The 23,257-nt window shown below is 70.6% G+C and carries 19 protein-coding genes; 11 read left to right on the top strand and 8 right to left on the bottom strand.

All coding sequences use genetic code 11. The features are described from left to right. The first annotated feature begins 15 nt into the window (after window positions 1-15). Window positions 16-1,728, top strand: coding sequence for an NAD(+) synthase (gene nadE / locus RAH40_RS07800; RefSeq protein WP_306601529.1), 1,713 nt, complete (start codon window positions 16-18; stop codon window positions 1,726-1,728). 185 nt (window positions 1,729-1,913) lie between these two features. On the opposite strand, the gene RAH40_RS07795 is transcribed toward nadE, so the two are convergent. Together RAH40_RS07795 and pgi are read right to left on the bottom strand one after the other, a co-directional pair. After that, entirely contained in the window at window positions 1,914-2,357 is a 444-nt protein-coding gene (locus RAH40_RS07795) for a CBS domain-containing protein (protein ID WP_306601528.1), read from the bottom strand. Between the two features lie 98 nt (window positions 2,358-2,455). Beyond that, window positions 2,456-4,081: a glucose-6-phosphate isomerase gene (gene pgi / locus RAH40_RS07790; RefSeq protein WP_306601527.1), complete on the bottom strand. Its 1,626-nt coding sequence runs from the start codon at window positions 4,079-4,081 to the stop codon at window positions 2,456-2,458. Window positions 4,082-4,156: 75 nt separating this feature from the next. Here pgi and RAH40_RS07785 point away from each other — a divergent pair, with 75 nt between their 5' ends. The 6 genes from RAH40_RS07785 (at window position 4,157) to RAH40_RS07760 (ending at window position 11,462) form a co-directional block, all read left to right on the top strand. After that, window positions 4,157-4,831, top strand: a complete 675-nt coding sequence (locus tag RAH40_RS07785; protein WP_306601526.1) for a DUF2461 domain-containing protein — start codon at window positions 4,157-4,159, stop codon at window positions 4,829-4,831. 95 nt (window positions 4,832-4,926) lie between these two features. Further along, entirely contained in the window at window positions 4,927-7,281 is a 2,355-nt protein-coding gene (locus RAH40_RS07780) for an ATP-binding protein (RefSeq protein ID WP_306601525.1), read from the top strand. Between the two features lie 174 nt (window positions 7,282-7,455). Next, complete coding sequence (locus RAH40_RS07775; RefSeq protein WP_306601524.1) at window positions 7,456-8,661, top strand: vanadium-dependent haloperoxidase; 1,206 nt, start codon at window positions 7,456-7,458, stop codon at window positions 8,659-8,661. A gap of 172 nt (window positions 8,662-8,833) precedes the next feature. Then, the gene (locus RAH40_RS07770; protein WP_306601523.1) at window positions 8,834-9,637 is read left to right on the top strand and encodes an ABC transporter permease; all 804 of its coding nucleotides are present in this window, start codon (window positions 8,834-8,836) and stop codon (window positions 9,635-9,637) included. Then, window positions 9,634-10,377: an ABC transporter ATP-binding protein gene (locus tag RAH40_RS07765; protein ID WP_306601522.1), complete on the top strand. Its 744-nt coding sequence runs from the start codon at window positions 9,634-9,636 to the stop codon at window positions 10,375-10,377. Before RAH40_RS07770 ends, RAH40_RS07765 begins: the two co-directional genes overlap by 4 nt. Window positions 10,378-10,397: 20 nt before the next feature. Beyond that, window positions 10,398-11,462: an MlaD family protein gene (locus tag RAH40_RS07760; protein WP_306601521.1), complete on the top strand. Its 1,065-nt coding sequence runs from the start codon at window positions 10,398-10,400 to the stop codon at window positions 11,460-11,462. 129 nt (window positions 11,463-11,591) lie between these two features. Here RAH40_RS07760 and RAH40_RS07755 read toward each other — a convergent pair whose 3' ends face one another. The 3 genes from RAH40_RS07755 to RAH40_RS07745 form a co-directional block, all read right to left on the bottom strand. Beyond that, entirely contained in the window at window positions 11,592-11,933 is a 342-nt protein-coding gene (locus RAH40_RS07755; RefSeq protein WP_306601520.1) for a hypothetical protein, read from the bottom strand. Next, the gene (locus RAH40_RS07750; RefSeq protein ID WP_306601519.1) at window positions 11,930-12,412 is read right to left on the bottom strand and encodes a hypothetical protein; all 483 of its coding nucleotides are present in this window, start codon (window positions 12,410-12,412) and stop codon (window positions 11,930-11,932) included. The genes RAH40_RS07755 and RAH40_RS07750 overlap by 4 nt, the downstream gene beginning before the upstream one ends. A 182-nt stretch (window positions 12,413-12,594) precedes the next feature. After that, window positions 12,595-13,329 (bottom strand): hemolysin III family protein, encoded by a 735-nt coding sequence (locus tag RAH40_RS07745; protein WP_306601517.1) that lies wholly within the window; start codon window positions 13,327-13,329, stop codon window positions 12,595-12,597. Window positions 13,330-13,385: 56 nt separating this feature from the next. Between RAH40_RS07745 and RAH40_RS07740 the strand changes: the two genes are divergently transcribed. Beyond that, complete coding sequence (locus RAH40_RS07740; protein ID WP_306601516.1) at window positions 13,386-15,215, top strand: U32 family peptidase; 1,830 nt, start codon at window positions 13,386-13,388, stop codon at window positions 15,213-15,215. Then, window positions 15,212-16,447 carry an NAD(P)/FAD-dependent oxidoreductase gene (locus tag RAH40_RS07735; protein ID WP_306601515.1) on the top strand — a complete coding sequence of 412 codons (1,236 nt, stop codon included), beginning with the start codon at window positions 15,212-15,214 and terminating at the stop codon, window positions 16,445-16,447. The genes RAH40_RS07740 and RAH40_RS07735 overlap by 4 nt, the downstream gene beginning before the upstream one ends. On the opposite strand, the gene RAH40_RS07730 is transcribed toward RAH40_RS07735, so the two are convergent. From RAH40_RS07730 to RAH40_RS07720, 3 genes are all read right to left on the bottom strand, one after another. Next, window positions 16,448-16,930, bottom strand: a complete 483-nt coding sequence (locus tag RAH40_RS07730) for an SgcJ/EcaC family oxidoreductase (protein ID WP_306601514.1) — start codon at window positions 16,928-16,930, stop codon at window positions 16,448-16,450. It abuts the gene before it with no gap. Between the two features lie 117 nt (window positions 16,931-17,047). Further along, entirely contained in the window at window positions 17,048-17,473 is a 426-nt protein-coding gene (locus RAH40_RS07725; protein WP_306601513.1) for a hypothetical protein, read from the bottom strand. Window positions 17,474-17,606: 133 nt separating this feature from the next. After that, window positions 17,607-20,396 carry a binary toxin-like calcium binding domain-containing protein gene (locus tag RAH40_RS07720; RefSeq protein WP_306601512.1) on the bottom strand — a complete coding sequence of 930 codons (2,790 nt, stop codon included), beginning with the start codon at window positions 20,394-20,396 and terminating at the stop codon, window positions 17,607-17,609. 109 nt (window positions 20,397-20,505) lie between these two features. Between RAH40_RS07720 and RAH40_RS07715 the strand changes: the two genes are divergently transcribed. Both RAH40_RS07715 and RAH40_RS07710 read left to right on the top strand, forming a co-directional pair. After that, window positions 20,506-21,165 (top strand): response regulator transcription factor, encoded by a 660-nt coding sequence (locus RAH40_RS07715; RefSeq protein WP_306601511.1) that lies wholly within the window; start codon window positions 20,506-20,508, stop codon window positions 21,163-21,165. A 3-nt stretch (window positions 21,166-21,168) separates the two neighbouring features. Further along, window positions 21,169-23,256 (top strand): ATP-binding protein, encoded by a 2,088-nt coding sequence (locus RAH40_RS07710; protein ID WP_306601510.1) that lies wholly within the window; start codon window positions 21,169-21,171, stop codon window positions 23,254-23,256. Window position 23,257: the final 1 nt, after the last annotated feature.

Here is a 23,257-nt window from a genome sequence, read left to right as displayed (position 1 = left end):
CGTTATTCTCTAGGGATGCGCATCGCCCTCCTCCAGCTCAACTCCCGCCTGGGCGACCCGGAAGCCAACGGCCGCGCCCTGGAGGACGCCTACCGGGAGGCCCTGTCCCTGGGGGCCGACCTCGTCCTCTCGGCCGAGATGGCCGTGGGCGGCTACCTGGCCGAGGACCGCCTGTGGGAGGCCGGGCTGCGCCGGGCCGTGACCCGGGAATCGGAGCGCCTGGCCGGGCTCTCCGGGGCCGTGCCCCTGGTGTTCGGCACCTGCAGCCCGTCGCCCACGGGCCGGCTCTGGAACGAGCTGTGGTGGTGCGAGGAGGGCCGGGTGCGCACCGTGGCCCGCAAGCGCATCCTGCCCGCCTACGACGTGTTCGACGAGAGCCGGTACTTCGAGGCCGACCACGGGCGCCAGGCGCTGGTGGCGTACCGGGGCGAGCAGGTGGGCCTGTCGGTCTGCGAGGACCTGTGGGCCAACGCCGAGCTCGCCCCGGGTCCCATCCGCTACGCCTTCGACCCCATCGCGGATCTGGCGGAGCAGGGGGCCACCCTCATCCTCAACGCCTCCGCCAGCCCCGGCCACCTGGGCAGCTTCCTGCCCCCGGGCCGCACCGCCCCGTGGGCCGCGCCCTCCAAGCTGGCCCTGCGCAAGAGGCTCCTCCAGGGCCACGCCTCCCGGCACGGGCTCCCCATCGCCTACGCGAGCCGCGTGGGTTCGGAGAGCTGGCTCACCTTCGACGGCGGCTCGGGGCTCGTGCTGCCCGACGGCACCTGGCAGCGGGACGAGTTCTTCAAGGAGGGGGTGGTCATGACCGACACCTCCGTGCCCGGTTCGCCCTGGCCGGCCGAACCCAGCGAGGAGGCCTGGCTGCGCCGGGCCCTGGGCACCGGCCTGCGGGAGAACATGGACAAGCAGGGCCTGGAGGCGGCCGTGGTGGGCCTGTCGGGCGGCATCGACAGCTCCGTGGTGGCCGCGATGGCCGCCGGGAGCCTGGGCCCGGAGCGGGTGCTGGGCATCGCGCTGCCCACGTCCTACACCAGCCAGGAGAGCCTCTCCCTGGCCCGGGAGCAGGCCCGGGTGCTGGGCATCCCCTTCCTGGAGCTGGATGCCGGCCTGCCCTTCACGGGGGCCGCCAAGGCCCTGGAGGCCGCCTTCCCGGACCGCCAGTTCGGCCTCACCGACGAGAACTTCCAGAGCCGCTGCCGGGGCATGCTCCTCATGGGCGCCACCTCGGAACCCGCCGTGCACCGCCTCCTGGGCACCACCCGCGTCGCCGTGCTGAACACCGGCAACAAGAGCGAGGCCGCCACCGGCTACTTCACCCTCTACGGCGACGGCATCGGCGCCTTCGGCATCCTGGGGGACTGCCTCAAGGCGCGGGTCTTCGCGCTGGCCAGGGACCTGGGCGACGCCATCCCCGCGGGCATCCTGAACCGCAGGCCCACCGCCGAGCTCAGGCCGGACCAGACCGACGAGGCCAGCCTGATGCCCTACGCCCAACTGGACGCGATCCTGGGGATCCTGCTGGAGGCGAGGCGGGAGGAGGAGCTTGTCTTCGAGGACCTGGCCTGCGTGCTGGACGGACCGGCCCTGGACCAGGCCCGGGCGGCGCTTCCCCGGGTCTTCGCCCTGCTGCGGAATTCGGAATTCAAGCGGCGCCAGCTGCCCTTCAGCCTGAAGGTGAGCCCCTGGGCCTTCGGGAGGGGACGGCGAATCCCGCTGACGGCCAAATAGCCTGGGGTGTGACGGCAATCCCAAAGCTATGGAAGGCCCCCATCGACCATGAAGCCTTCCTCCACCAGGCGCGCCAGGCAGTGGAGAATCTGTTCGCCAAAAGGAAGCACACCCGAAATCATGAGGCCATGGTCACGATCGCGTGTCCCGTCATCAGGCCCAGGCTTTGACCAGCCAGTCTTTGCCTAGGTCCGGAAATCCGTCCCGACGATGTAGTTCTCCAGCCCCTTGATGGTGATCTCCCGGTCCGCCACGACCTCGGCCACCACGTCGCGGATCGAGACCACGCCCACCACCATCTTGCCGTCCATCACCGGCACGTGGCGGATGCCCTTCTCGCTCATGAGGCCCATGACCTCGTCCACGGACGTCCGGATGCCGACGTGGTAGACGGAGGTGGTCATCACCTCCTCCACCTTCAGGTCCAGGGCGCCGGGGCCCTTGCGGGCCATGAGCTTGACCACGTCGCGCTCGGAGAAGACGCCTTCCATGCGCTCGCCGTCCATCACCAGCAGGAAGCCCACCTTCTTCTGCTCCAGGAGGCGCACGGCGTCGGCGACCTTGGCCTCGGCCGATATGAAGAAGAAGGTGTAGCCCTTCGCGTCCAGGATGCGCTTCATGTCCGTCATGCCTTGTTCTCCTCAGGATTGGCTCAAGGGTAGACCATTGCGCCGATTCGTCAACGGGCGTGCAGGTGTTTTGGGATCTGTATTTGAGGAGCCGGGCGTCAGGATTGGGCTGCGTCCCTCAGCCTGCGGATCAGCGCGTTGGTGGAGCTGTCGTGGGCCAGGAGGGGCTCCTCCCGGGCCTCCAGCTCGGGGAGGATCCTGCGGGAGAGCTCCTTGCCCAGCTCCACCCCCCACTGGTCGAAGGAGTTCAGGTCCCAGATGGCGCCCTGGGTGAAGACCACGTGCTCGTACAGCGCCACGAGGCTGCCCAGGACCGCCGGTGTGAGGCGCGGGGCCAGGAGGACGTTGGAGGGGCGGTTGCCTTCGAAGGTCCGGTGGGGCACGAGCCAGGCGGGGGTGCCTTCCCCGGCCACGGCTTCGGCGGTCTTGCCGAAGGCCAGGGCCTCGGTCTGGGCGAGGACGTTGCTGAGCAGCATCGCGTGGTGGCCGCCCAGCGGGTTGAGGGAGGTCGCGAAGGCGATGAAGTCGCAGGGAATCAGGTGGGTGCCCTGGTGGATGAGCTGGTAGAAGGAGTGCTGGCCGTTGGTGCCGGGTTCGCCCCAGTACACGGGGCTGGTGGCGTGGTCCACCTTCGCGCCGCCCAGGGTGACGGACTTGCCGTTGCTCTCCATGACCAGCTGCTGGAGGTAGGCCGGGAAGCGCCGCAGGTAGTGGTCGTAGGGGAGCACGGCGACGGTCCCGGCCCCGAAGAAGTCGGCGTACCAGACCCCCAGCAGGCCCATGATGACCGGCAGGTTCCGCTCGAAGGGGGCGGTGCGGAAGTGCTCGTCCATGGCGTGGAAGCCGTCCAGGAACTCCCGGAACCGCCCGGGGCCGATGGCGATCATGGTGGAGAGCCCGATGGCGGAGTCCATGGAGTAGCGGCCCCCGACCCAGTCCCAGAACCCGAACATGTTGGCGGTGTCGATGCCGAAGGCCGAGACCCTGGCGGCGTCCGTGGAGACGGCGACGAAGTGGCTGGCGATGGCCGCCTCGTCCTTCAGGGTCTCCAGGCACCAGGCCCGGGCGCTGGCGGCGTTGGCCATGGTCTCCTGGGTCGTGAAGGTCTTGCTGGAGATCACGAAGAGGGTGGTGCGGGGGTCCAGGTCCCTCACCGCCTCGGTGAAGTCGGTGGCGTCCACGTTGGAGACGAACCGGAACTGCAGGTCGCGCGCGGAGTATGCGCGCAGGGCCTCGTAGGCCATGGCCGGGCCCAGGTCGGAGCCGCCGATGCCGATGTTGACCACCGTGCGGATGGCCTCGCCCGTGAAGCCCTTCCGGGAGCCCGAGCGGATGCCGTCGGCGAAGGCGGCACAACGGTCCAGGACCGCGTGGACCTCCGGGACGACGTTGCGGCCGTCCACCTCGATCACGGCTCCCCTGGGGGCCCGCAGGGCCACGTGGAGGACGGCGCGGTTCTCGGTGATGTTGATGCGGTCCCCCCGGAACATGGCCGCGATGCGTTCGGCCAGCCCCCGCTCCCTGGCCAGGGCCGTGAGCAGGCCCAGGGTCGCGGCCGTGGCCCGGTTCTTGGAGTAGTCCAGGTACAGCCCCGCGGCCTCGCAGGCCATGGCCTCGCCGCGGCCCGGATCCTGGGCGAAGAGGCTGCGCAGGTGGAGGCCCCGGATCTCCTGGTGGTGACTTTGGAGCGCCTTCCAGGCTGGGGATTGGGTGAGCGGAGTCATGGGCGCCTCGAATTCTTCCTCCAGATTAGCGGAACCGCGCCCCGTCTGGGATAATGGGCGCCTGGAGGTCCAGGAATGGCGAATCCGTGGTTCACGCCGGCCTTCTTCCGGTTCCTGACGGAGCTGCGGGAGAACAACACGCGGGAATGGTTCCAGGACAACCGGTCCCGGTACGAGGAGGACGTGCGCGACCCCCTCCTCGCCTTCATCCTGGCCTTCGGCGAGCCCCTCTCGGGCGTCAGCCGCCACTTCCTCGCCGACCCCAGGCCCAGCGGCGGCTCCATGTTCCGCATCTTCCGGGACACGCGCTTCTCCCGGGACAAGTCCCCCTACAAGACCAACGTCGGCGCCCAGTTCCGCCACGGCGCCTGCTCCAGGGACGTGCACTCGCCCGGGTTCTACCTGCACCTGGAGCCCGGCGGCTGCTTCGCCAGCGCGGGCCTGTGGCGTCCCGACGCGGCGGCCCTGAAGGCCGTGCGGGACCGCATCGTCGGCCACCCCCGGGAATGGAAGGCCATCCGCGGGGCCGGCGTGGAGGTCCTGGGGGAGTCCCTGGTGCGCGTGCCCCAGGGCTTCGACGCGGCCCACCCCCTGGCGGAGGACCTGAAGCTCAAGGACTTCTACACCCACCAGCCCCTGACGCAGAAGGAGATATGCGCCGGGGACTTCCTGGAGGCCTACACGGAGATCTGCCGCCGGAACGCCCCGCTGCAGAAGTTCCTGGCCAAGGCGCTGGGGCTGCCCTGGTAGGCGGGCATGCCTACCCGTTGGCCCCGTCCTTCTGCAATAATTGAATTTTCATCTTCTGGTTGTGGTGCCTGTCCAGCGGCCCGCGGGAGGAAATCTTGGGAAGCTCCCCGACGGAGACGCGAAGGCCATTGGATCCCGGGGCCCTGGGATGGACGCCGCTTCTCGACGCGCTGCCCCAGGGGGTGATCCTGGTGGACGACGCCGGCATCTGCATCGAGGCGAACCCGGCGGCGTCGCGGATCCTGGGCGTGGACCGGCGCCTCCTGCTGTCCCGGCCCCTGCCCGGAGTCCTCGACGGGACGGGCGCCCTGGAGTGGCCGGGACCTGACGGCGCCTCCCGCTGGCTGGGGGTGTCCGCGGAATCCGGCGCCGGTTGCGGGACGCTGGTGGTCCTCCAGGACATCACGGAGGCCCGCGCGCAGAAGGCGAGCCTCGAGCGGATGACCCGGCTGTACGCCGCCCTCAGCCAGGTGAACCAGGCCATCGTGTGGTCCCCCACCCGGGAGGGCCTGCTGGCCAGGATCTGCGAAGTGATGGTGGACTTCGGGGCGTTCACCATGGCCTGGATCGGCTGGGACGACCCGCTCACCCGCGAAGTGGCGGTCGTGGCCAGCCATGGGGACACGACGGGCTACCTGGAGGGGCTGGTGGTCCGAAGCGACGACACGCCCCTTGGATACGGGGGAACGGGGACGGCGGTACGCACCGGGCGCACCTGCGTGATCAACGATTTCCTCGGCTCGGCCCTCTCGGGCCCGTGGCATGGGGCCGCCCTCCGCGCCGGTTTCAAGGCCTATGCCGCCTTCCCCATCCGCTTGGGGGGGGTGGTCCGCGGGGCCCTCACCGTCTACGCGCCCGAGCGGGACCTTTTCGGCGTCCACGAGGTGGCCCTGATGGAGGAGGCCGCGGGGGACATCTCCTTCGCCCTCGACCATCTGGCGTTGGAGGAGCGCCGCCTGGAAGCCGAGGCCTCCCTCCGGGACAGCCGCGCGCGGATGCAGCGGGCCGAGAGCGTCGCCGCCTTCGGGAACTGGGAGCTGAACCTGGCCGACGGCTTCATGCGCGCATCCAGGGGCGCCCACCTGATCTACGGCCTCGAGGGGGACGACCTGGCCCTGGCCGAGGTGCAGGCCCGGGTGCTGCCCGGGTTCCGGCCCGTGCTCGACGCCGCCCTGGGGGACCTGGTCGAGCGGGGCGTCCCCTACAACGTCGAGTTCGTCATCCAACGGGCCTGCGACGGCGAGGAGCGCGAGGTCCATTCCCTGGCCGAATACGATCCGGCCAGGCGCGTCGTCTTCGGGGTGCTCCACGACATCACCGACCGCAAGCGCGCCGAGCGGGAGAACGCCCACCTCCACGCCCAGCTCCTCCAGTCCCAGAAGATGGAGAGCCTGGGCCTCCTCGCGGGCGGCGTGGCCCACGACATGAACAACGTGCTGGGGGCGGTGCTGGGGCTGGCCTCGGCCCACCTGACCCTGGAGCCCGAGGGCAGTCCGGCCCGCAAGGCCTTCGGGACCATCCAGGAGGCCGCCACCCGCGGCGGGAACCTGGTCAAGAGCCTTCTGAACTTCGCGCGCAAGAGCCCCGCCGAACGGCGGGCCCTGGACCTGAACGCCCTCCTGCTGGAGGAGGCCCGCCTCCTGGAGCGCACCACCCTGGCCAAGGTCCGCCTGGACCTGGACCTCGCGCCGGACCTGCGCACCGTCAACGGCGACGGCGGCGCCCTGGCCCACGCCATCATGAATCTCTGCGTGAACGCGGTGGACGCCATGCCCGAGGGCGGGACCCTCGCCCTCCGGACCCGCAACGTGGGCGAGGACCTGGCGGAAGTGCAGGTGGAGGACTCGGGCTGCGGGATGGCCCCCGAGGTCCTGGCGCGGGCCCTGGATCCCTTCTTCACGACCAAGGACGTCGGCAAGGGCACGGGCCTGGGCCTGTCCATGGTCTACTCCACCGTCAGGGCCCACCACGGGAAGCTGGACATCGACAGCGCGCCCGGGCGGGGAACGCGGATCAGCCTCCTCCTGCCCGGCGTCCGCCGGGAACTCCCCGTGCAGGCCCCGCCCGCCCCGGGCCCGGAGCCGGCTGGAAGGGTCCTGGCCGCGCTGGTGGTGGATGACGACGAACTGGTCCTCACCTCCACGCGCCTGCTGCTGGAGGTGCAGGGCCACGCCGTGGCGACCGCCGCCTGCGGGGAGGACGCCCTGATCCTGCTGGAGCGGGGCCTCCAGGTCGATGTGGTGATCCTGGACATGAACATGCCCGGCCTGGGGGGGCGGGGCACCCTGCCGCGCCTCCGGGCCCTGCGCCCGGAGGTCCCCGTCCTCCTCGCCACCGGCCGAGCCGACCAGGAGGCCCTGGACGTGGCGGCGGGCCACGCCGGGGTATCCCTCCTGCCCAAACCGTTCGGCCTCGTGGATCTCCGGGAGCGGCTACGGGCGATCGGCTAGTCCCTTCTCCGCTTCGGGAAAGGGGAGGGCCGATCTCCGTACGCTCCCTTGACTGGTGCCCGAACCGGTTGCATATTGGCCGGGCCTTTTCCGTTGAGACGCCGTCTCGATTTCCTGCCCGGCAGGCCTTGGATCTGCAACCTGGCCGGGGCCGTGTTCCCATGTGGAGGAATCATGAGAACTGCCCTGCTCACCCTCCTGGTCCTCGGGTCCCCTGCCATGCGCGCGGACGAGGTGACCGAGGCCAATGCGCGGACCTGCGCCATCCTCGCGGCCCGGACGCCGCCGGGCCCCTCCCGCAGAGTGCTGGCCATCACGCAGGTCGCCGTCCATGAAGCCGTGAACGCGGCGACCGGAACCTACAAGGACACCCGGCTGCGGCTGGCGCCCTCACCGGGGGCCTCTCCGGCCGCGGCGGTGGCCGCGGCGACCCGGGGCACGCTCCTCGCGCTCGTGCCGCTCGAGAAGCCGGCCATCGAAGCCTGGTACGCGGAGGCGCTCGCCCGGGTCCCCGGGGGGACCGCCAGGACCGAAGGGATTGCCCTGGGCGAGCGGGCCGCGGCCGGCGTCCTGGCCCTGAAGGCCGACGACGGCGCGTCCGTGCCGGAGACCTACCGGCCCCGCACGGCCCCGGGCGTCTACGTGCCCACCGTGACCCCCGCGTTTTCCCAGTGGCCGGGCCGCAAGCCCTGGCACCTGGAGGCGGCCGCCCAGTTCCGGCCCGGCCCTCCCCCGGCCCTCGCCAGCGCCACCTGGGCCCGTGACCTGAACGAATCCAGGACCCTGGGCGGCAGGGCCAGCCGGGAGCGGACCCCGGAGCAGACCGCCATCGGAAAATTCTGGGAGGACAACACCCCGGGAATCTATTTCGGCGTCCTGCGCTCCGTGGCCGAGGCCCCGGGGCGGGAGCTGGCCGCCAATGCGCGGTGGTTCGCCTTCGCGGCGACCGCGCTGGACGACGCCACCATCGCCGTGTTCGACGCGAAGTACGCCTACCTCTTCTGGCGCCCCCTCACCGCCATCCGCAACGCGGACCAGGACGGGAACGAGGCGACGGAGCGGGATCCCGGCTGGGCGCCCCTCATCGATACGCCCATGCACCCGGAATACCCTTGCGCCCACTGCATCAACGCCGCAGCCTTCGCCGAGGTGCTGGAGGCGGGCCTGTCCGGGAGCGGAGTGGTGAAGCTCTCCGCCACCAGCCTCACCGCGCCCGGGGTAGTCCGCTCGTGGAGCAGCACGTCCGCGATGGTCGAAGAGGTGGCCAACGCCAGGGTCTGGTCCGGCGTCCACTTCCGGAATTCCACCCAGGTGGGGGAGGCCATGGGCCACAAGGTCGGCCGGCTGGTGGCCGCGGCCATGGTGGCTGGGGCCAGGTAGCCAGTCCAGACAGCACCTGCATGGTACCGGGCGGCGGTTCCCGGAAACGCGATCATCTTGATCGACCCGGCGCCTGCCCGGAAGGGAGCTGACAATCTAATTGCAATGATTTGTCTGGTTACCTTCTGGCATCCTACCTGCTTCCTCAGGCCATGCCCATTCCGGGGCAGGCATGCCCCGGCAGAACCCCAGGCCGGCCCCGATGGCAGCAGAACCGCAAGGCACCTCCCGGATCCTCTCCTTCCTGGAGTGGTTCGGCGACCTGGGCGCCTTCACGGGGCGGCTGGCCAGGGCGGCGTGCTCGCGGCCCTTCCACGGGCGCGAGCTGCTCGACCAGATGCACGAGGTGGGCTCCCGCTCCCTGCCCCTGGTGGTCCTGGCGAGCGTGTCCACCGGGATCGTCCTCAGCCTGCAGACCCGCGAGAGCCTCGTGCGGTTCGGGGCGAAGTCCCTCCTGCCGGTGGTCATCGCCCTGACGATCCTAAAGGAGAGCGGGCCGATCATCACGGCCCTGGTGGTGTGCGGCCGGGTGGGCGCGGGCATCGGCGCCCAGCTGGGCTCCATGAAGGTGACCGAGCAGATCGACGCCATCGAGGCTTCCGGGGTCAACGCCTTCCGGCTGCTGGTGGTGACCCGGGTGCTGGCCTGCCTCCTGATGCTCCCCCTGCTGACCGTCGTGGCGGACGCCTCCGGAATCCTGTCCGGGTGGGCGGCCAACACCCTCATCGAGCACGTCCCCCTGGGCCGCTTCCTGGCCGATGGCCTGAAGGGCATCACCTTCCGGGAACTCGTTCCCGCGACCCTTCGGACGGCGGTGTTCGGGTTCATCATTGGCCTGATCGGCTGCTTCCAGGGCTTCCGGACCTCCGGAGGCACGGAAGGCGTGGCGCGCTCGGCCACCAGCGCCGTCGTGCTTTCCACCCTGTTCGTGATCCTCGCGGACGTGGGCCTCGTGCGCCTCATCCAGATCCTATGAGCGCCCCCGTCATCCAGGTCACGGACCTCCGCACCGCCTTCGGTGACCAGAAGGTCCTGGACGGCGTGAGCCTGGCGGTCGCCCCGGGCGAGACCCTGGTCGTGCTGGGCCGGAGCGGCACCGGCAAGAGCGTCCTGCTCCGGCACCTGATCGGGCTGCGGTGGCCGGATTCCGGCACCCTCCGGGTGCTGGGCCGGGACCTCCGGGAGCTGGCCGAAGGGCCGCTGAACGCGATCCGCAGGCGGGTCGGCTTCGTCTTCCAGAACGCGGCGCTGTACGACTCCCTGACGGTGGTGGAGAACGTCGCGTTCCCGCTGAAGTACCACACCACCCTGACGCCCGCCCAGCGCCGCGAGAAGGCCATGGCGCTCCTGGCCCGGGTGGAGCTGCAGGCCGCGGCCGGCAAGCTGCCCACGGACATCTCCGGAGGCATGAAGAAGCGCGCGGGGCTGGCCCGGGCCCTGGCCCTGGACCCCGAGCTCATGCTCTACGACGAACCCACGGCGGGCCTGGACCCCATCACCTCGGGGGAGATCAGCGACCTGATCCTGGCGCTCCAGGCCGAACGCGCCATGTCCTCGGTCGTCGTCACCCACGACATGCTCAGCGCCCGGGCGATCTCGAACCGGGTCGCCCTGCTGGACCGCGGCCGGATCGTCTTCGACGGCGCTTTCGAAGGCCTGGCGGCGTGCCCGGATCCCGTGGCCGCCCACTTCCTGGAACCGAGGCAAACCCGATGAACCAAAGGGCACTGCTTGGCTTGTTCATTTCCGGTGCGCTGGCGATCCTCCTGACGGGGGTGTTCGTCATCGGAAGCAAGAACCGGATGTTCACCCGCACCTACCGCCTCCAGGCGCAGTTCCCCACGGTCTCGGGCCTCCTGGCCGGGGCCGAGGTTCGCCTGGGCGGGCTCCGCAAGGGGACCGTGGAGGAGATCCGCCTGCCGGCCGACTCCCGGTCGCAGGTGCGGGTGACCCTTTCCCTGGACGCCGCCGCCGCCCGGCTGGTGAAGACCGACTCCGTGGCCGCCATCGAGACCGAGGGCCTGCTGGGGAACAAGTTCATCGCCCTGACCTTCGGCAGCCCCGGGGCCCCCGAGGTGCGCGACGGGGCCACCCTGGCCAGCGCCCCCCTGCTCGACGTGTCCGACATCATCAGGAAGACCAACGCGATCATGGATTCCACCCAGAGCACCCTGAAGCACCTGGAGGCCTCCTCGGCCGAACTGGCGACCATGACCGCCCGCATCAACCGCGGGGAAGGGAGCGTGGGCGCGCTCCTGCACGAACGGACCCTTTACGACAGCCTGTCCGCGACCGCCTCCGAGGCCCACGAGGCCATGGTCCACGCCCGGTCCGGCGCCGCCGCGTTCGACGACGACATGAAGGCCCTCAAGGCGAACATCCTGTTCCGGGGGTATTTCAAGGACCGGGGCTACGCGGATGCCTCCGAGCTGACGAAGTGGGAGGTTTCCGCGCTGCCCGCCGGCCCCCCGGTCAGGACCTTCACCTTCACCGCCCAGGCCCTGTTCGCCCGGCCCGACGCCGCCCAGCTCAAGGGCCGCAAGGCCCTCAACGAGGTGGGCGCCTACCTGGAGAAGACCCCCTTCAGCCTCGTGGTCGTGCGGGCCTTCTCCGGCGGCAAGGGCGACAGGGACGCCAACCTGATCCTCACCCAGGGCCAGGCCATGGTCGTCCGGTCCTACCTGGCGGAACGCTTCGACCTGGATGACGCCAGGATCCGGACGAAGGCCATGGGCGAAGTGACGACAGGTGAGCCGGGGAGGGAGCGGTGGGTGGAAATACTGGTGTTCCAAGGGCCGTAGGCAGACCCAGGAAAAGGCCCCGCCAGCCCCTATCCTGCCTTTTCCCCTCAATCCGATTCATGGGATGGATGGGGATCTTCCTGCCTTGAACCGCCCCCTGCATCCTGGGTCCGGGGAGCCCAGGGTCTGCTAGAGGATCACGCACCGGTCGCAGGGCTTCCACCTGCCCGTGTCCGCGGGCGCCGCGTCGACGGCCTCGGCGGTCGTGCCGGGCGTGAACACGCCCGTGGCCGGGTCGATCCGGTCCCCCCGGGTGACGTGGCGCAGACCGTTGATGTCGCCCTGGCCCAGGATGGCGGGGTAGGTGCACGCGGCGAACGTGAAGAGCACCTCGTCGCAGAATTTCCCCCAGCCCTCGGGACCGAGGGCCGCGATCGTGGCTTCGGCCCCGTCGCCGATCCCCTTCCTCACGAAGTCCTGGAACGCCGGATCGGCCGTGCCGGAGAACATCCCGCCGCAGGGACGCATCACCTGCCCGCCGCCCTCGTAGGTGCCTTCGAAATGAAACAGGCCGAGAACATGCAATAGCTCGTGGAGAAGGACGTGCGGCAGAAGGGCGCGCCCGTGGGGGGCGTCCAGCAGGCCCCGGTCGATGGCGACGGAACCGCCGTAGGTGGCTTCGTAGATCCACCGTGCGAACCCCGGGCGTCCGGCAGGGCGTGGCCGCCCACGCCCGGTCTCAGCGTGGCGGGCTCGAAGGTGATCACCCCCGCCCGGCCCTTCAGCGGGGCGGAGGCGGCGAGGGTGGCCGGTGCGAGCACGATCCGGTCCCGGCCGATGTGCGCGTTGACCTTCGCCAGCGTCGCGGGAAGCAGCTCCCGAAGGAGGCTGACGCGGGGTTCATCCGCGGCGGATCCCGCCACGAGGAGGACGGTGAAGGGGATGGAGCCCAGGCGGTCGGCCACGAGGTTGAAGCCGTCCCGGCCCGGCACGAGGTCGGTTGGTGCCACCTTCGCCTCCTTGGTCTCCTCATCCGCGGCCCACGCCGAGGGCGCCAGCCCGAGGGAGCCCAAAAGGCCTACCGCAGCCAGGCCCCTGCCCATCCAACCCAACCCATGACCTGACAAGCGCATCCGATCCCTTTCGCCTCCCTGGACGTAAAGATACGGATAATGAACCATTAGTTCCTGGGCTAGCGGGACCGGCCGCCGGACCCTTCCGCGGCCGCAGGGTGGACGTCCGCAGGAATCCGCTCAACCTCGACCCGCTGCCCGGCGATTCCGGCCGGCATCACGTACCCGACCACCGCAATCACATGGCAGAGACTCCCGCCGAGCACGAACAGGTGCCAGACCGCATGGTGGAACCGGAGCCCCCGCCACGCGAAGAAACCCACCCCGAGCGTGTAGAAGGCCCCGCCCGCCCCGAGCCAGGCCAGGCCGCCGGCGGGCAGGCAGCGGTACAGCGGGAGCGCCGCCACGACGATCATCCAGCTCATGCCCAGGTAGACCACGGTGGACAGCACCTCGTACCGGTCCCCGAAGACCGCCTTGAAGGTCACCCCGAGGACCGCCAGACCCCAGACCACCCCGAAGAGGCTCCAGCCCCAGGCGCCCCGCAGGGCGACCAGGCAGAAGGGCGTGTAGGTCCCGGCGATCAGCACGTAGATGGCGCTGTGGTCCAGGATCTGGAACACCCGCTTGGCGCGGAGGTTCGTCAGGGCGTGATAGAGGGTCGACATGCAGTAGAGGAGCACCAGGGACGTCCCGAAGACCGCCCCGGTCACGACCCGCACGCCGCTGCCCCGCAGCGCCCCGGGCACCACCAGCAGCACGAGGGCGACCACGCTCAGGAGGGCGCCCAGGCCGTGGGTGATGCTGTTGGCGACTTCCGCCGAGGTTCCCGCGGCGTGCGCGTGCGCATCCATGGCCACTCCAGGGGACCATTGTCGCACGGGGCCGGGGTGCTGGTACCCTGGGGGGCATGAGTCTCGAACTGCTCGCCCCCGCCCGGAACGCGGACCAGGGAATCCTCGCCCTCAAATGCGGGGCGGACGCGGTGTACATGGGCGCCTCCCGGTTCGGCGCTCGCCAGGCCGCTGGCTGCGACCTGGCGGACTTCGAGCGCCTGGCCCGGGAGGCCCGCCTCTGGGGCGCCAAGGTCTACGCAACCCTCAACACGATCCTGTATGACGCGGAACTGGAGGACGCCCGGCGCCTGGCCTGGGACCTGTCCGGGGCCGGGGTCGACGCGCTGATCATCCAGGACATGGCCTACCTGGAGCTGGACCTCCCCCCGCTGCCCCTGCACGCCAGCACCCAGGCCGCCTGCGACAGCCCGGAGAAGGTGGCCTTCCTGGCCGGCCAGGGCCTCACCCGGGCCATCCTCGCCCGGGAGCTGAGCCTCGCCGAGATCCGGGCCATCCACGCGGCCTCGGACATCGAGCTGGAGGGCTTCGTGTACGGCGCCCTCTGCGTGGGGGAAAGCGGCCAGTGCTACCTGAGCGGGGCCATCTGCGACCGCAGCGGCAACCGCGGCGAGTGCGCCCAGCCCTGCCGCGCCCCCTGGAACCTGGTGGAACCCGGGGGCCGGGTGCTGATGCGGGACGCGCACCTCCTGAGCATCAAGGACCTGGACCTGTCGGACCACCTGGAGGAACTGGCGGAGGCCGGCCTCACCAGCTTCAAGATCGAAGGCCGCCTCAAGGACGCCGACTACGTGAAGAACGTGGTGAGCCACCTCCGCCGCCGGCTCGACGCCGTGCTGGACCGGCGGCCGGAGTGGGCCCGGGCCTCCCTGGGCCGCTCCACCCACGCCTTCGCCCCGGATCCCGCCAAGACCTTCCAGCGCGGCCACTCCACCTACCGCCTGCAGGGCGAACGCCAGCCCATGGGCAACCCCGGGACCGGCAAGCACCTGGGCGAATTCGTCGGCACCGTGCGCTCCATCCAGGCCGACCGCCTCGTGCTGGACCGCAAGGCCGAGCTGCACCCCGGGGACGGCCTCGCCTTCGTGGACGGAGCGGAAGCCGCCGGCACCGTGGTCAACGCCGTGGAAGGCAGCCAGGTCTTCGTGCAGGACCCCTCCCGCATACGTCCCGGCTCGAGGCTCCACCGCAACATGGACCTCCACTGGCTCAGGGCCCTGCGGGGCGCCAAGGTGGAGCGCCGGATCCCCGTGACGGCGAGCCTGGCCTTCACGGAAGGGGCCGTGACGCTGCGCCTGGAGGACGAGGCGGGTTTCGGTGCCGAGGCCCGCGCCGAGGGCGAGTTCGGCCCCGCCCGGGATCCCGGGGCCGCCGCCAGGGCCATCCGCGAGGCCCTGGAACGCATGGGGGACTCGCCCTTCGCCCTGGCCGGGCTGGAGGCCGAGACGCGCTTCGTGCCCGTGAGCCGCCTCAACGCCCTGCGCCGCGAGGCCACGGCGGCGCTGGAGGAACTGCGCCGCGCGCCCCGTCCCCGGCAGGCGCCCCGGCCCGCGTCCGCCCCGGCGCCGCTGCCCGCCACCGACCTCGACCTCACCTGGAACGTCGCCAACCGGGCCGCCCGGGCCTTCTACGAGCGCGCCGGGGGCAGGGTCCTGGAACCCGCCGCCGAGCTGCAGCCCGACCTCCGGGGCCGGGTGGTGATGACCACCCGCCACTGCCTGCGCTACGAACTGGGCTGGTGCGCCATCCATCCCAACGCCGAGCCCTGGAAGGAGATGGCCGAACCGGAAGGCCCGCTCTTCCTGGAGAACGGCCCCACCCGCCTGGAGTGCCGCTTCGACTGCGCAAGGTGCCGGATGGAACTGATCCTTCGCGACCCGGCATGAAGCGCGTCTGCGACGTGGTGGTGGTCGGGGCCGGCCCCGCGGGCCTGCTCGCCGCGGGCCGGGCCGCCATGCTGGGCGCGAAGGTGCTGCTCCTGGAGAAGATGGAGAAGCCCGCCCGCAAGCTCCGCATCACCGGCAAGGGCCGCTGCAACATCACCAACATGCGGCCCCTGGAAGAGCAGCTCCAGGAGATCCACCCCGAGCCGCGCTTCCTGCGCCAGGCTTTCGGCGCCTTCTTCAACCGCGACCTCATCGCCCTGCTGGAGGCCAACGGCGTGCCCACCAAGACCGAGCGCGGCGACCGGGTGTTTCCGGCCAGCGACCGCGCCTGGGACGTGGCCGAGGCCCTGGTGGCCTGGGCGAAGGGGCAGGGGGTGGAGATCGTCAGCCGCGCCCGGGTGGAGAGCCTGGTGATCGAGGACGGCGCCTTCTCCGGCCTGATATTCACCCACGCCGACGCCACGCACCGCGTCGAGGCGCGCTGCGGCGTCATCGCCACCGGCGGGCTCAGCTACCCCGCCACCGGCTCCACCGGCGACGGCCACCGCTTCGCCGAGGCCGCCGGCCATTCCATCGCGCCCCTGCGCCCCTCCCTGGTGGCCATCCGCACGGAGCCCGCATGCGAGGCCACGGGCCTGCGCCTGCGCAACGTCCGCCTGACCCTGTGGGTCGACGGGAAGAAGAAGGCCAGCGAGTTCGGCGAGGCCGAGTTCACGGACCGGGGCCTCGACGGCCCCATCGTCCTGAGGCTGAGCCGCCGGATCGTGGACTTCCTCGCCGCCGGGCGCAAGGTGGAGGCGGCCCTGGACCTGAAGCCCGCGCTGGACGTCCCCACCCTGGAGGCCCGGCTGGACCGGGCCTTCGCGCCGGCCGCGCCCCTCCGGGACGTGCTGCGCTCCCTGCTGCCCGCCCAGCTCGTGGAGGCGTTCGCGGCCCGCCTGGGCCCGGCGCCCCGCCGGAAGGAGCTCATCGCGCTGCTCAAGGACCTGCGCTTCCAGGTGACCGGCCACGGCCCCTGGGAGGAGGCCATCGTCACCGCAGGCGGCGTCGCCCTCAAGGGGGTGGATCCGCGCACCCTGGCCTCCCGGGTGGTGGAGAACCTCTTCTTCGCGGGCGAGGTCCTGGACCTGGACGCCAACACCGGCGGCTACAACCTCCAGATCGCCTTCTCCACCGGCTGGCTGGCGGGGGAGTCGGCGGCCAAGCGGCTTGCGCCCGCAACGCCCATCTGATCACTTCGGGGCGGGGGCGGGCGGGGTGTCCGAGTTCCAGGTGTCCCGGATGTAGGTCCACGTGCCGTTCTTCTTCCGGGACACCGACAGGAACTTCCCGGTGTCCACCACGGCGCCGTTGACCGTGACCTTGAAGGTTCCCGATTCCCAGCCCGTGCTGCCCGAGACGCCCACGTCGGTGGCGGGATCCAGGACGAGCACCACGCCCCCGGCCCTGGCGTCGGCGATGTCCTTGGTGAAGTAGGCGAGGATCCCGGCCTTGCCCTTCACCCCCTTGCCTCCGGGAGGAAGCAGCAGCGCGTCCTCGGCGTACTCGGCGGCGACCGCCTGCGCGTCCCCTCCGTTGTAGGCCTTTTCCCATCGGGCGGTCTGGGCCCTGATGGCGGCTTCATCCGATCGCGAGACGGGTGGCGCGCCGAGCGCGTAGGCGGCCGCCAGGAGGAGGCCCACCGCTGCCAAGGAAAACGCGGAGATCCGATTCATGTTCACCCCCCATCAAGGGTTGCTGGAAAGTCAGCGAATGGGGAGAATAAGACACAATCGCAAAATAATCCAGATTTTTCCAACATCCGGACGCCGGCCGGATGACCTGGCCGAATCCTACCGGAGCGTGAACGAGAGCTTGCCGTCATCCTGGAAGATGATGGCCTTGATGCCGTTGGCTGGGCTGGTCAGGCGCCACCGTTCCCAGTTCTTCCAATCGCCGGAATAGATGTTCGTGACGCGTTCCCAGAGGACCAGGGCGCCCCGCGGGTCCAGCTCCAGCCAGGTGTCCTCGCTCGCGTATTCCGGTGGAATGGGGGCCGTCCGGCCCACCCTCCAGTCCACCGCGCCCATGGGATCGCTGATCCAGGCCTTGCCGTCCCGCACCGTGAGGACCCATGGCCTGGTCGCGTTGTTGTTGTAGGAACCCTTGCCCAGGGTTCGGGACAGGGATTCGACGATCAGGGGGCGCTGCCCATGGAGGGCCCCGCCCCCGGCGAGCACCAGGGTCGACAGGAGCAGGGACTTCGCGGAAAGGGACATCGGTTCCTCGTGGTGATGGAGGGGGCCTCCTCGGCCGCGATCCGGGACTCCGTCTCCGGCGGGGCCGCCACCGAATGGGCTGGCGATAATTTAATTATTTATATCCCGCCGTCAAGGGCCCGGCTTCCCGGTCCTACGGGTCACTTGCCTTCCTGAAGATCGAGTACTTGAGCTTGACCCTGCGGCCGGTGTTGTAGGCGCCGGAGGGATCGTATTCCTCGTACTCCATCACCTTCACCTTGGCCAGGCGCTGTTCGCCGGTCTTGATGAGGTAGACGTCCCCGATGTTCGTGGAATCGACCTGGTAGCTGGCGACCGTGTTCAGGTTGGCGGCATAGAGCAGGGCCTCCTGGCTGGTGAGGCTGTCGTAGTCCACGCCGGACGGGAGCTTGCAGCTGGTCACGCCCGTGCGGGGCCGCAGCTCGGCCTTGCCCCGGTAGGCGTTGTAGACCAGCCAGAGTTCCATGGTCGTGTCCTGGCACATGGGGTAGCTGTCGCCGGACACGGAGCCTTCCTCCCAGCCCCAGCCGTAGGTGCTGCTGTCGTCCAGATCCACCGCCCAGCTGGACCAGTCGTCGGTCCAGTACCAGCCGTAGTAGGCGTAGAGGTGCACCTGGCCCACGTGGTAGGGCGAGACCTCCTGGAACCGGGCGCCTCCCAGCGTGGAGTAGAGTCCGTCGCTGGTGAAGGCCACCAGCTCCGAGGACGTGAGGAGGTTGACGGCCTGCGTGGGCAGCTGGACCCGCCAGCGGTTGGGCCGGCGGTAGGCGTCGGGCACGTGGTCCAGGGAGGCCATGGCGTAGGATCCCGAGAAGGGGTAGTAGAGCTCCACCCGCGACAGGACGGTGCGCGGATCGGGCACCACCTCGGCTTCCAGGAAGGAGGTGGAGGCGCCCTCGGCGTCGGTCACCATCTCCACGGTGGCCCACTTGATGTCGGGCGCGGTGGGCACCGGGACCACGTAGACGCCCGAGAGGGTCTGCTCGGCGACGATGCCCTTGACGTTGGTGACGCGGATCTTCTCCTTCCCGGTGAAGCGGTAGCCGTCCGGGTAGCTGGAAAGGTCGGCGAGGGGATAGTACACGTAGAAGTCGGAACCCGGGAGGTCCTGGGCCATGGTCCGGCTGGCGCCCGCGCCGTCGATGAACTCCACCTTCGCCACGCCGTTGTAGTCGCTCACCACCCCGCTCACGCTGCCCAGGGAGCTGTCGTAGAAGGCGTAGTAGATGTCGGGCAGGAGGGGGTACTGGGGATCCGGGTTCACCCGGGGCGCCCGGGCGAAGATCACCGAGTTGGGGTTGAGGCGCAGGTCGAAGATGTTGGTGCCCGCGGGCAGGGCCGCGCCCTTCACCAGGCCGTTGGCGGAATAGGTGCCCCCGTCCATGCACACGGTCCAGTTGGCCAGGTCCATCTGCTGCGAGAGTCCGGCCAGGTCGCGGTAGTTCACGCCGATGCCCTGGCTGGTGAAGCCCCCGATCGCCCACAGGAAGGCGTCGCCCAGGGTCACCCGGGGCGAGGTGGGGGAGTTCCCCGCATAGACCAGGCTGTGGGTGAAGTTCCCGTCGCCGGTGTCGAAGTAGAGGTCGGCGCACACGGCCCGGCAGCGGGCGGCATACTCGTTCCAGTCGCCCATGGACACGTAGGCGCCCGTGGCGGCGTCCTTGCGCATGACGTCGGCGCTCATCTGGGTGAGGGTGAGGGTCACGGGCGCGCCGCTTTCCAGGGCCCGCAATTCGTCGATGGTCAGGGTGATCTTGCCGCCGCTCTGGTTGGTGTCCACCACCCAGTAGACGCCGGGGGTGGAGGGATAGGTTCCGCCGGGCTCCAGGAGGTTGACCTGGGTCTCCCCGGGCTGGAAGGTGGCCACGTTGTGGCCGCCGATGCGCAGGGTCATGGTGGGCACGACGTTGCTCGCGCAGGCGGTGCCGGTGTTGTACACCTTAAGGAAGAGCTTGATGGCGGCGGCTTCCGAGGGCCGGGTGGTCCGGGCCTTGCTCCACTCCTCGGCGTTGGCCACCGAGCCGCCCTTGGAATTGGACGTGCTGGTCTCGTGGGTGTTGGAGATGCTGCCCGAATAGTTGGCGTGGAACGTGACGCTGGCCTCCCAGCCGGGGAAGGAGTACCCGGCCGTGGCCTCGTAGCCGACCTCCCAGCCGTGCTCGGTGGTGCGGGAATCCCGGGCCTCCGTCTGGCATTCCCAGGTGGTCTCCCTGGTCACGGACTTGGTCTCGGTGAAGGTGATCTCGTCCAGGGTGGTCACCCGGTAGCCGTCCATGCGCACCACGATCTCCGGAAGGGCCGGGACCATGGGCAGGTTCCCGGGGCTGCGCACGGAGACGTCCATGTTGAGGCCCGAGATCTCGGTGCTGTCGTCGAAGGGGTCCTGGTCCGTGGACCGCTGGTTGGGGTCGGTCTTGTAGTAGGGCACCGAGTGGTCCACGCCGTCCCAGAGCTTGGGCTTGCCGGTGAGGGCCTCGTACGTGTAGCCGTAGAACTCCAGGTAGTCCGGGATGCCGTCGCCGTCGCTGTCCACCAGGTCGCCGTCGTTGGCGCCGTCCCCGTCGTCGTCCTTGTCCAGGGCCGAGATGACGCCGTTCTGGTTCTTGTCCACGAGCAGGTCCGCGGCCTTCCAGGCCTTGTTCCCGAAGACCTCGACGTTGTCGGGGATTCCGTCCCCGTCGGTGTCCACCTTGGTGGGGTCGGTGTGGAGGAGGCCCGTCTCGATGTCGTCGGGGATGGTGTCCCCGTCCGTGTCCACGTGGCCCGCCTTCAGGGAGGCGAGGGTCTTCTCGTACACCTCGGCGATGGTGAGCGCCCCCGAGATGGCCACGGTCTGGGTGGAACCCGACTTGCCGCCGCTGCAGCCCAGCGCGGCCAGAAGAAGGACCAGAAGGGACAGGCTTGCGGGACCAGGGTGTCTCATGGGGACTCCGTGTCGAAACCGTCAGGCTGGAAGGGGTTTGCACCAAATCATGACGGATGCCTGTCAACAGCTTGCAAACGAGCGGATAATGGGATGCAACCGCCCAGCCATGAACAACCCGGCCCCCATCCTGCTCATCGAGGACGATCCCGCCCAGCGTCTGCTGCTGGCGGCCTACCTGCGGCAGACCGGCTTCGCCGTGGAGGAGGCCGGGACCCTCGCCCAGGGCCGCGCCCGGGCGGCCCAGGGGCACCCCTGCCTGGCCCTCCTGGACCTGAACCTGCCCGACGGCGATGGCCTGGACCTGGCGCGGGACCTGATCCGGCGAAGCATCCCCGTGCTCGTGGTGACCAGCCGGCCTTCCGATCGGCTCCGGGCCCTGGAGCTGGGCGCGGACGACTTCATGGACAAGCCCTTCGACCCCCGGGAACTGCTGGCCCGCATCCAGAACCTCCTGAGGCGCTGCGGCGGGTCCGGCGCCCTTGCCGCCGGCCGCTGCCACCTGGATATCCCGGCCCGGCGCCTGCTGGGCTGCGACGGCGCGGAGATCCCCCTCACCCGGGGCGAGTTCGAGCTGCTCGCGGCCCTGGTGGAGGCCCGGGGCCGCGTCCTGTCCCGGGTGGACCTCTCGGAGGTCATCAGCCCGGACGGGGAGACGGTGTGCAGCCGCAGCGTGGACGTGCTGGTGTCGCGCCTGCGCCGCAAGCTGGCCGGCGAGCCCGGCCTGGTGCAGACCGTGCCGGGCGTCGGCTACCGGATCCAGGGCTGACGGGTGGACACGGGACACTTCGCCCTTTCGAGGTGGCTGGCCGTCTTCACGGATCCCGCCACCGAGGCGGATTTCCGGGAGGACCAGAAGCCCCGCCTGGCCGCCCAGCTTCGCCTCCTGGCCTTCCTGCCGGGCCTCTACGTGGCCGCCCTCGTCCTGGACTACCGGACCTTCGGCGCCAGCGGCCCCTTCTGGACCCTGGCCCTCCTGCGCCTGACGGTCTGGGGCCTGGTGGGCGCGGCCGGAGGCCTGGCGGCGCGGCGCCTGGGAACGGCCCAGGCCCTCCTCTGCGCGGGGGTGTCGCTGCTTTTCGTCACCGAGGTGGTGGAGCACCACCTGCTCGTCCTGGCCCGCGGACCCGCCACGGCCCAGGAACTCCCATTCCTGGCCCTCTTCGTGCTGGGCGTGTACCTGATGCTGCCGCTGGCCCTGGGGCTGAGCCTGGGCTCGGCGCTGGGCGGATCGGCCCTCTTCCTGGGCTACCTGGCCGCCACCCGGGCACAGGAAGCCCCCGGACCTGGGCTCACCACCCTCTACCTGCTGTTCGCCAACGGGATCGGCTTCGCCTTCCGGGTGACCTGGAACCGCACCCAGCGCCGGGACTTCGCCCTGAGGACCCGCCTCGGACAGGAGGTGGCCGAGCGCAGGGCGGCCGAGGCGGAAGCCCGGCGCGCCAACGAGGCCAAGAGCCGCTTCCTGGCGGTGATGAGCCACGAGATCCGGACGCCGCTCAACGGGGTGCTGGGGGGCGTGCAGCTCCTTCAGGCGCTGCCCCTCCAGCCGGACCAGCGCCGGCCCCTGGACCTCCTGGCCCGCAACGGGGACCTTCTGGCGCGGCTCCTGGACGACCTGCTGGATCAGGCCCGCCTGGAAACCGGACACCTGCGGGTGGAGCCGTCCCCCTTCAGCCCCGCGGAGCTGCTCGCCGCCGTGAGCGCGGACATCGAGCCCCTGGCCGGCGCCAAGGGCCTGGCCTTCCGGGTGGAGCAGAGCGGCCCCCTGCCCGCCACCCTGGAGGGGGACGCCCTGCGCCTTCGCCAGGTGCTGGTCAACCTGCTGGGCAACGCGGTGAAGTTCACGGACGAAGGGGACGTGGTCCTGTCCCTGGAGACCGCTCCCGTGGATGGCCGGCGGGTGCGCTGCGCCTTCTGCGCCCGGGACACCGGGCCGGGCCTGGACGCCGAGGCCCAGGTGCGGGTCTTCGCGCCTTTCGAACAGGGGGACGGGTCCATCCAGCGCCGCCACGGCGGGGTGGGCCTCGGCCTGGCCATCAGCCGGCAGCTGGTGGCGGCCATGGGCGGGACCCTGACCCTGACGAGCGCGCCGGGCATGGGGTGCCGGTTCGCCTTCGCCCTCGTCCTGCCCGCCGCGGAGGCCGTTCCTGAGGATCCGGGCACAGGTTTCCTGACCGTCCTGGTGGTGGACGACCTGGAGGCCAACCGCATCGTGGCCGCCGGCCTCCTGGAAACCCTCGGCCACCGGGCCGTGTGCGCCGGCAGCGGGACCGAAGCGCTGGAGATCCTGGGCCGCCGGCCCGTGGATGCCGTCCTGCTGGACGTGCACATGCATGACCTGGAGGGCCGGGAGGTCCTGGAGCGCCTCCGGGCCTGGCCCGATGCCCGGGTGGCGGGCGTGCCGGTCCTCCTTTCCTCGGCGGATACCGAGGGTTCCAGCGCCCTGGCGGCGCTGGACCCGGGGGTGCGCGGGGTGCTGCCCAAGCCCATCCGCAGGGAACGCCTGGCGGCCCTGCTCTCGGGGCTTTCCGCAGGGACCCCGCCGGATAGCCGGGTGGACGGGATCCGGGTGGCCCGGATCCTCGGGGACCTGGGTCCCGATGTCTGGGCGGAGGGCCTCCGGGCCTGCCGGGCTTCGGTCCAGGCCTGCCTGGAGGAACTGGCCCACCCGGACCGCGCCCCCCAGGCCCTCCACCGCCTGGCCGGCCTGGCCTCCACCTACGGCATGGCCGGCCTGCACCGCCTGGTGCGCAGCGCCGAGGCCCAGGTGAGCGCCGGAGGCCCCTGTCCCGTGGAGCAGCTGCGGGCCTGCTGCGGGGCCTCCCTCGCCGGGCTGGCACAAGCCGGTCCGCACTGAC

This window comes from Geothrix sp. 21YS21S-2, assembly GCF_030846775.1.
Lineage (GTDB): Bacteria > Acidobacteriota > Holophagae > Holophagales > Holophagaceae > Mesoterricola.
The sequence above is the reverse complement of the archived record's forward strand: the minus strand, read 5'-3'. Positions and strand labels throughout refer to the sequence as shown.

Coding starts and splice junctions, on each gene's coding strand:
- nadE (WP_306601529.1), top strand. CDS start 16: ATGCGCATCGCCCTCCTCCAGCTCAACTCCCGCCTGGGCGACCCGGAA.
- RAH40_RS07785 (WP_306601526.1), top strand. CDS start 4,157: ATGGCGAATCCGTGGTTCACGCCGGCCTTCTTCCGGTTCCTGACGGAG.
- RAH40_RS07720 (WP_306601512.1), bottom strand. CDS start 20,396: ATGAGACACCCTGGTCCCGCAAGCCTGTCCCTTCTGGTCCTTCTTCTG.
- RAH40_RS07715 (WP_306601511.1), top strand. CDS start 20,506: ATGAACAACCCGGCCCCCATCCTGCTCATCGAGGACGATCCCGCCCAG.
- RAH40_RS07795 (WP_306601528.1), bottom strand. CDS start 2,357: ATGACGGACATGAAGCGCATCCTGGACGCGAAGGGCTACACCTTCTTC.
- RAH40_RS07740 (WP_306601516.1), top strand. CDS start 13,386: ATGAGTCTCGAACTGCTCGCCCCCGCCCGGAACGCGGACCAGGGAATC.
- RAH40_RS07745 (WP_306601517.1), bottom strand. CDS start 13,329: ATGGATGCGCACGCGCACGCCGCGGGAACCTCGGCGGAAGTCGCCAAC.
- RAH40_RS07765 (WP_306601522.1), top strand. CDS start 9,634: ATGAGCGCCCCCGTCATCCAGGTCACGGACCTCCGCACCGCCTTCGGT.
- RAH40_RS07770 (WP_306601523.1), top strand. CDS start 8,834: ATGCCCCGGCAGAACCCCAGGCCGGCCCCGATGGCAGCAGAACCGCAA.
- RAH40_RS07735 (WP_306601515.1), top strand. CDS start 15,212: ATGAAGCGCGTCTGCGACGTGGTGGTGGTCGGGGCCGGCCCCGCGGGC.
- pgi (WP_306601527.1), bottom strand. CDS start 4,081: ATGACTCCGCTCACCCAATCCCCAGCCTGGAAGGCGCTCCAAAGTCAC.
- RAH40_RS07725 (WP_306601513.1), bottom strand. CDS start 17,473: ATGTCCCTTTCCGCGAAGTCCCTGCTCCTGTCGACCCTGGTGCTCGCC.
- RAH40_RS07775 (WP_306601524.1), top strand. CDS start 7,456: ATGAGAACTGCCCTGCTCACCCTCCTGGTCCTCGGGTCCCCTGCCATG.
- RAH40_RS07730 (WP_306601514.1), bottom strand. CDS start 16,930: ATGAATCGGATCTCCGCGTTTTCCTTGGCAGCGGTGGGCCTCCTCCTG.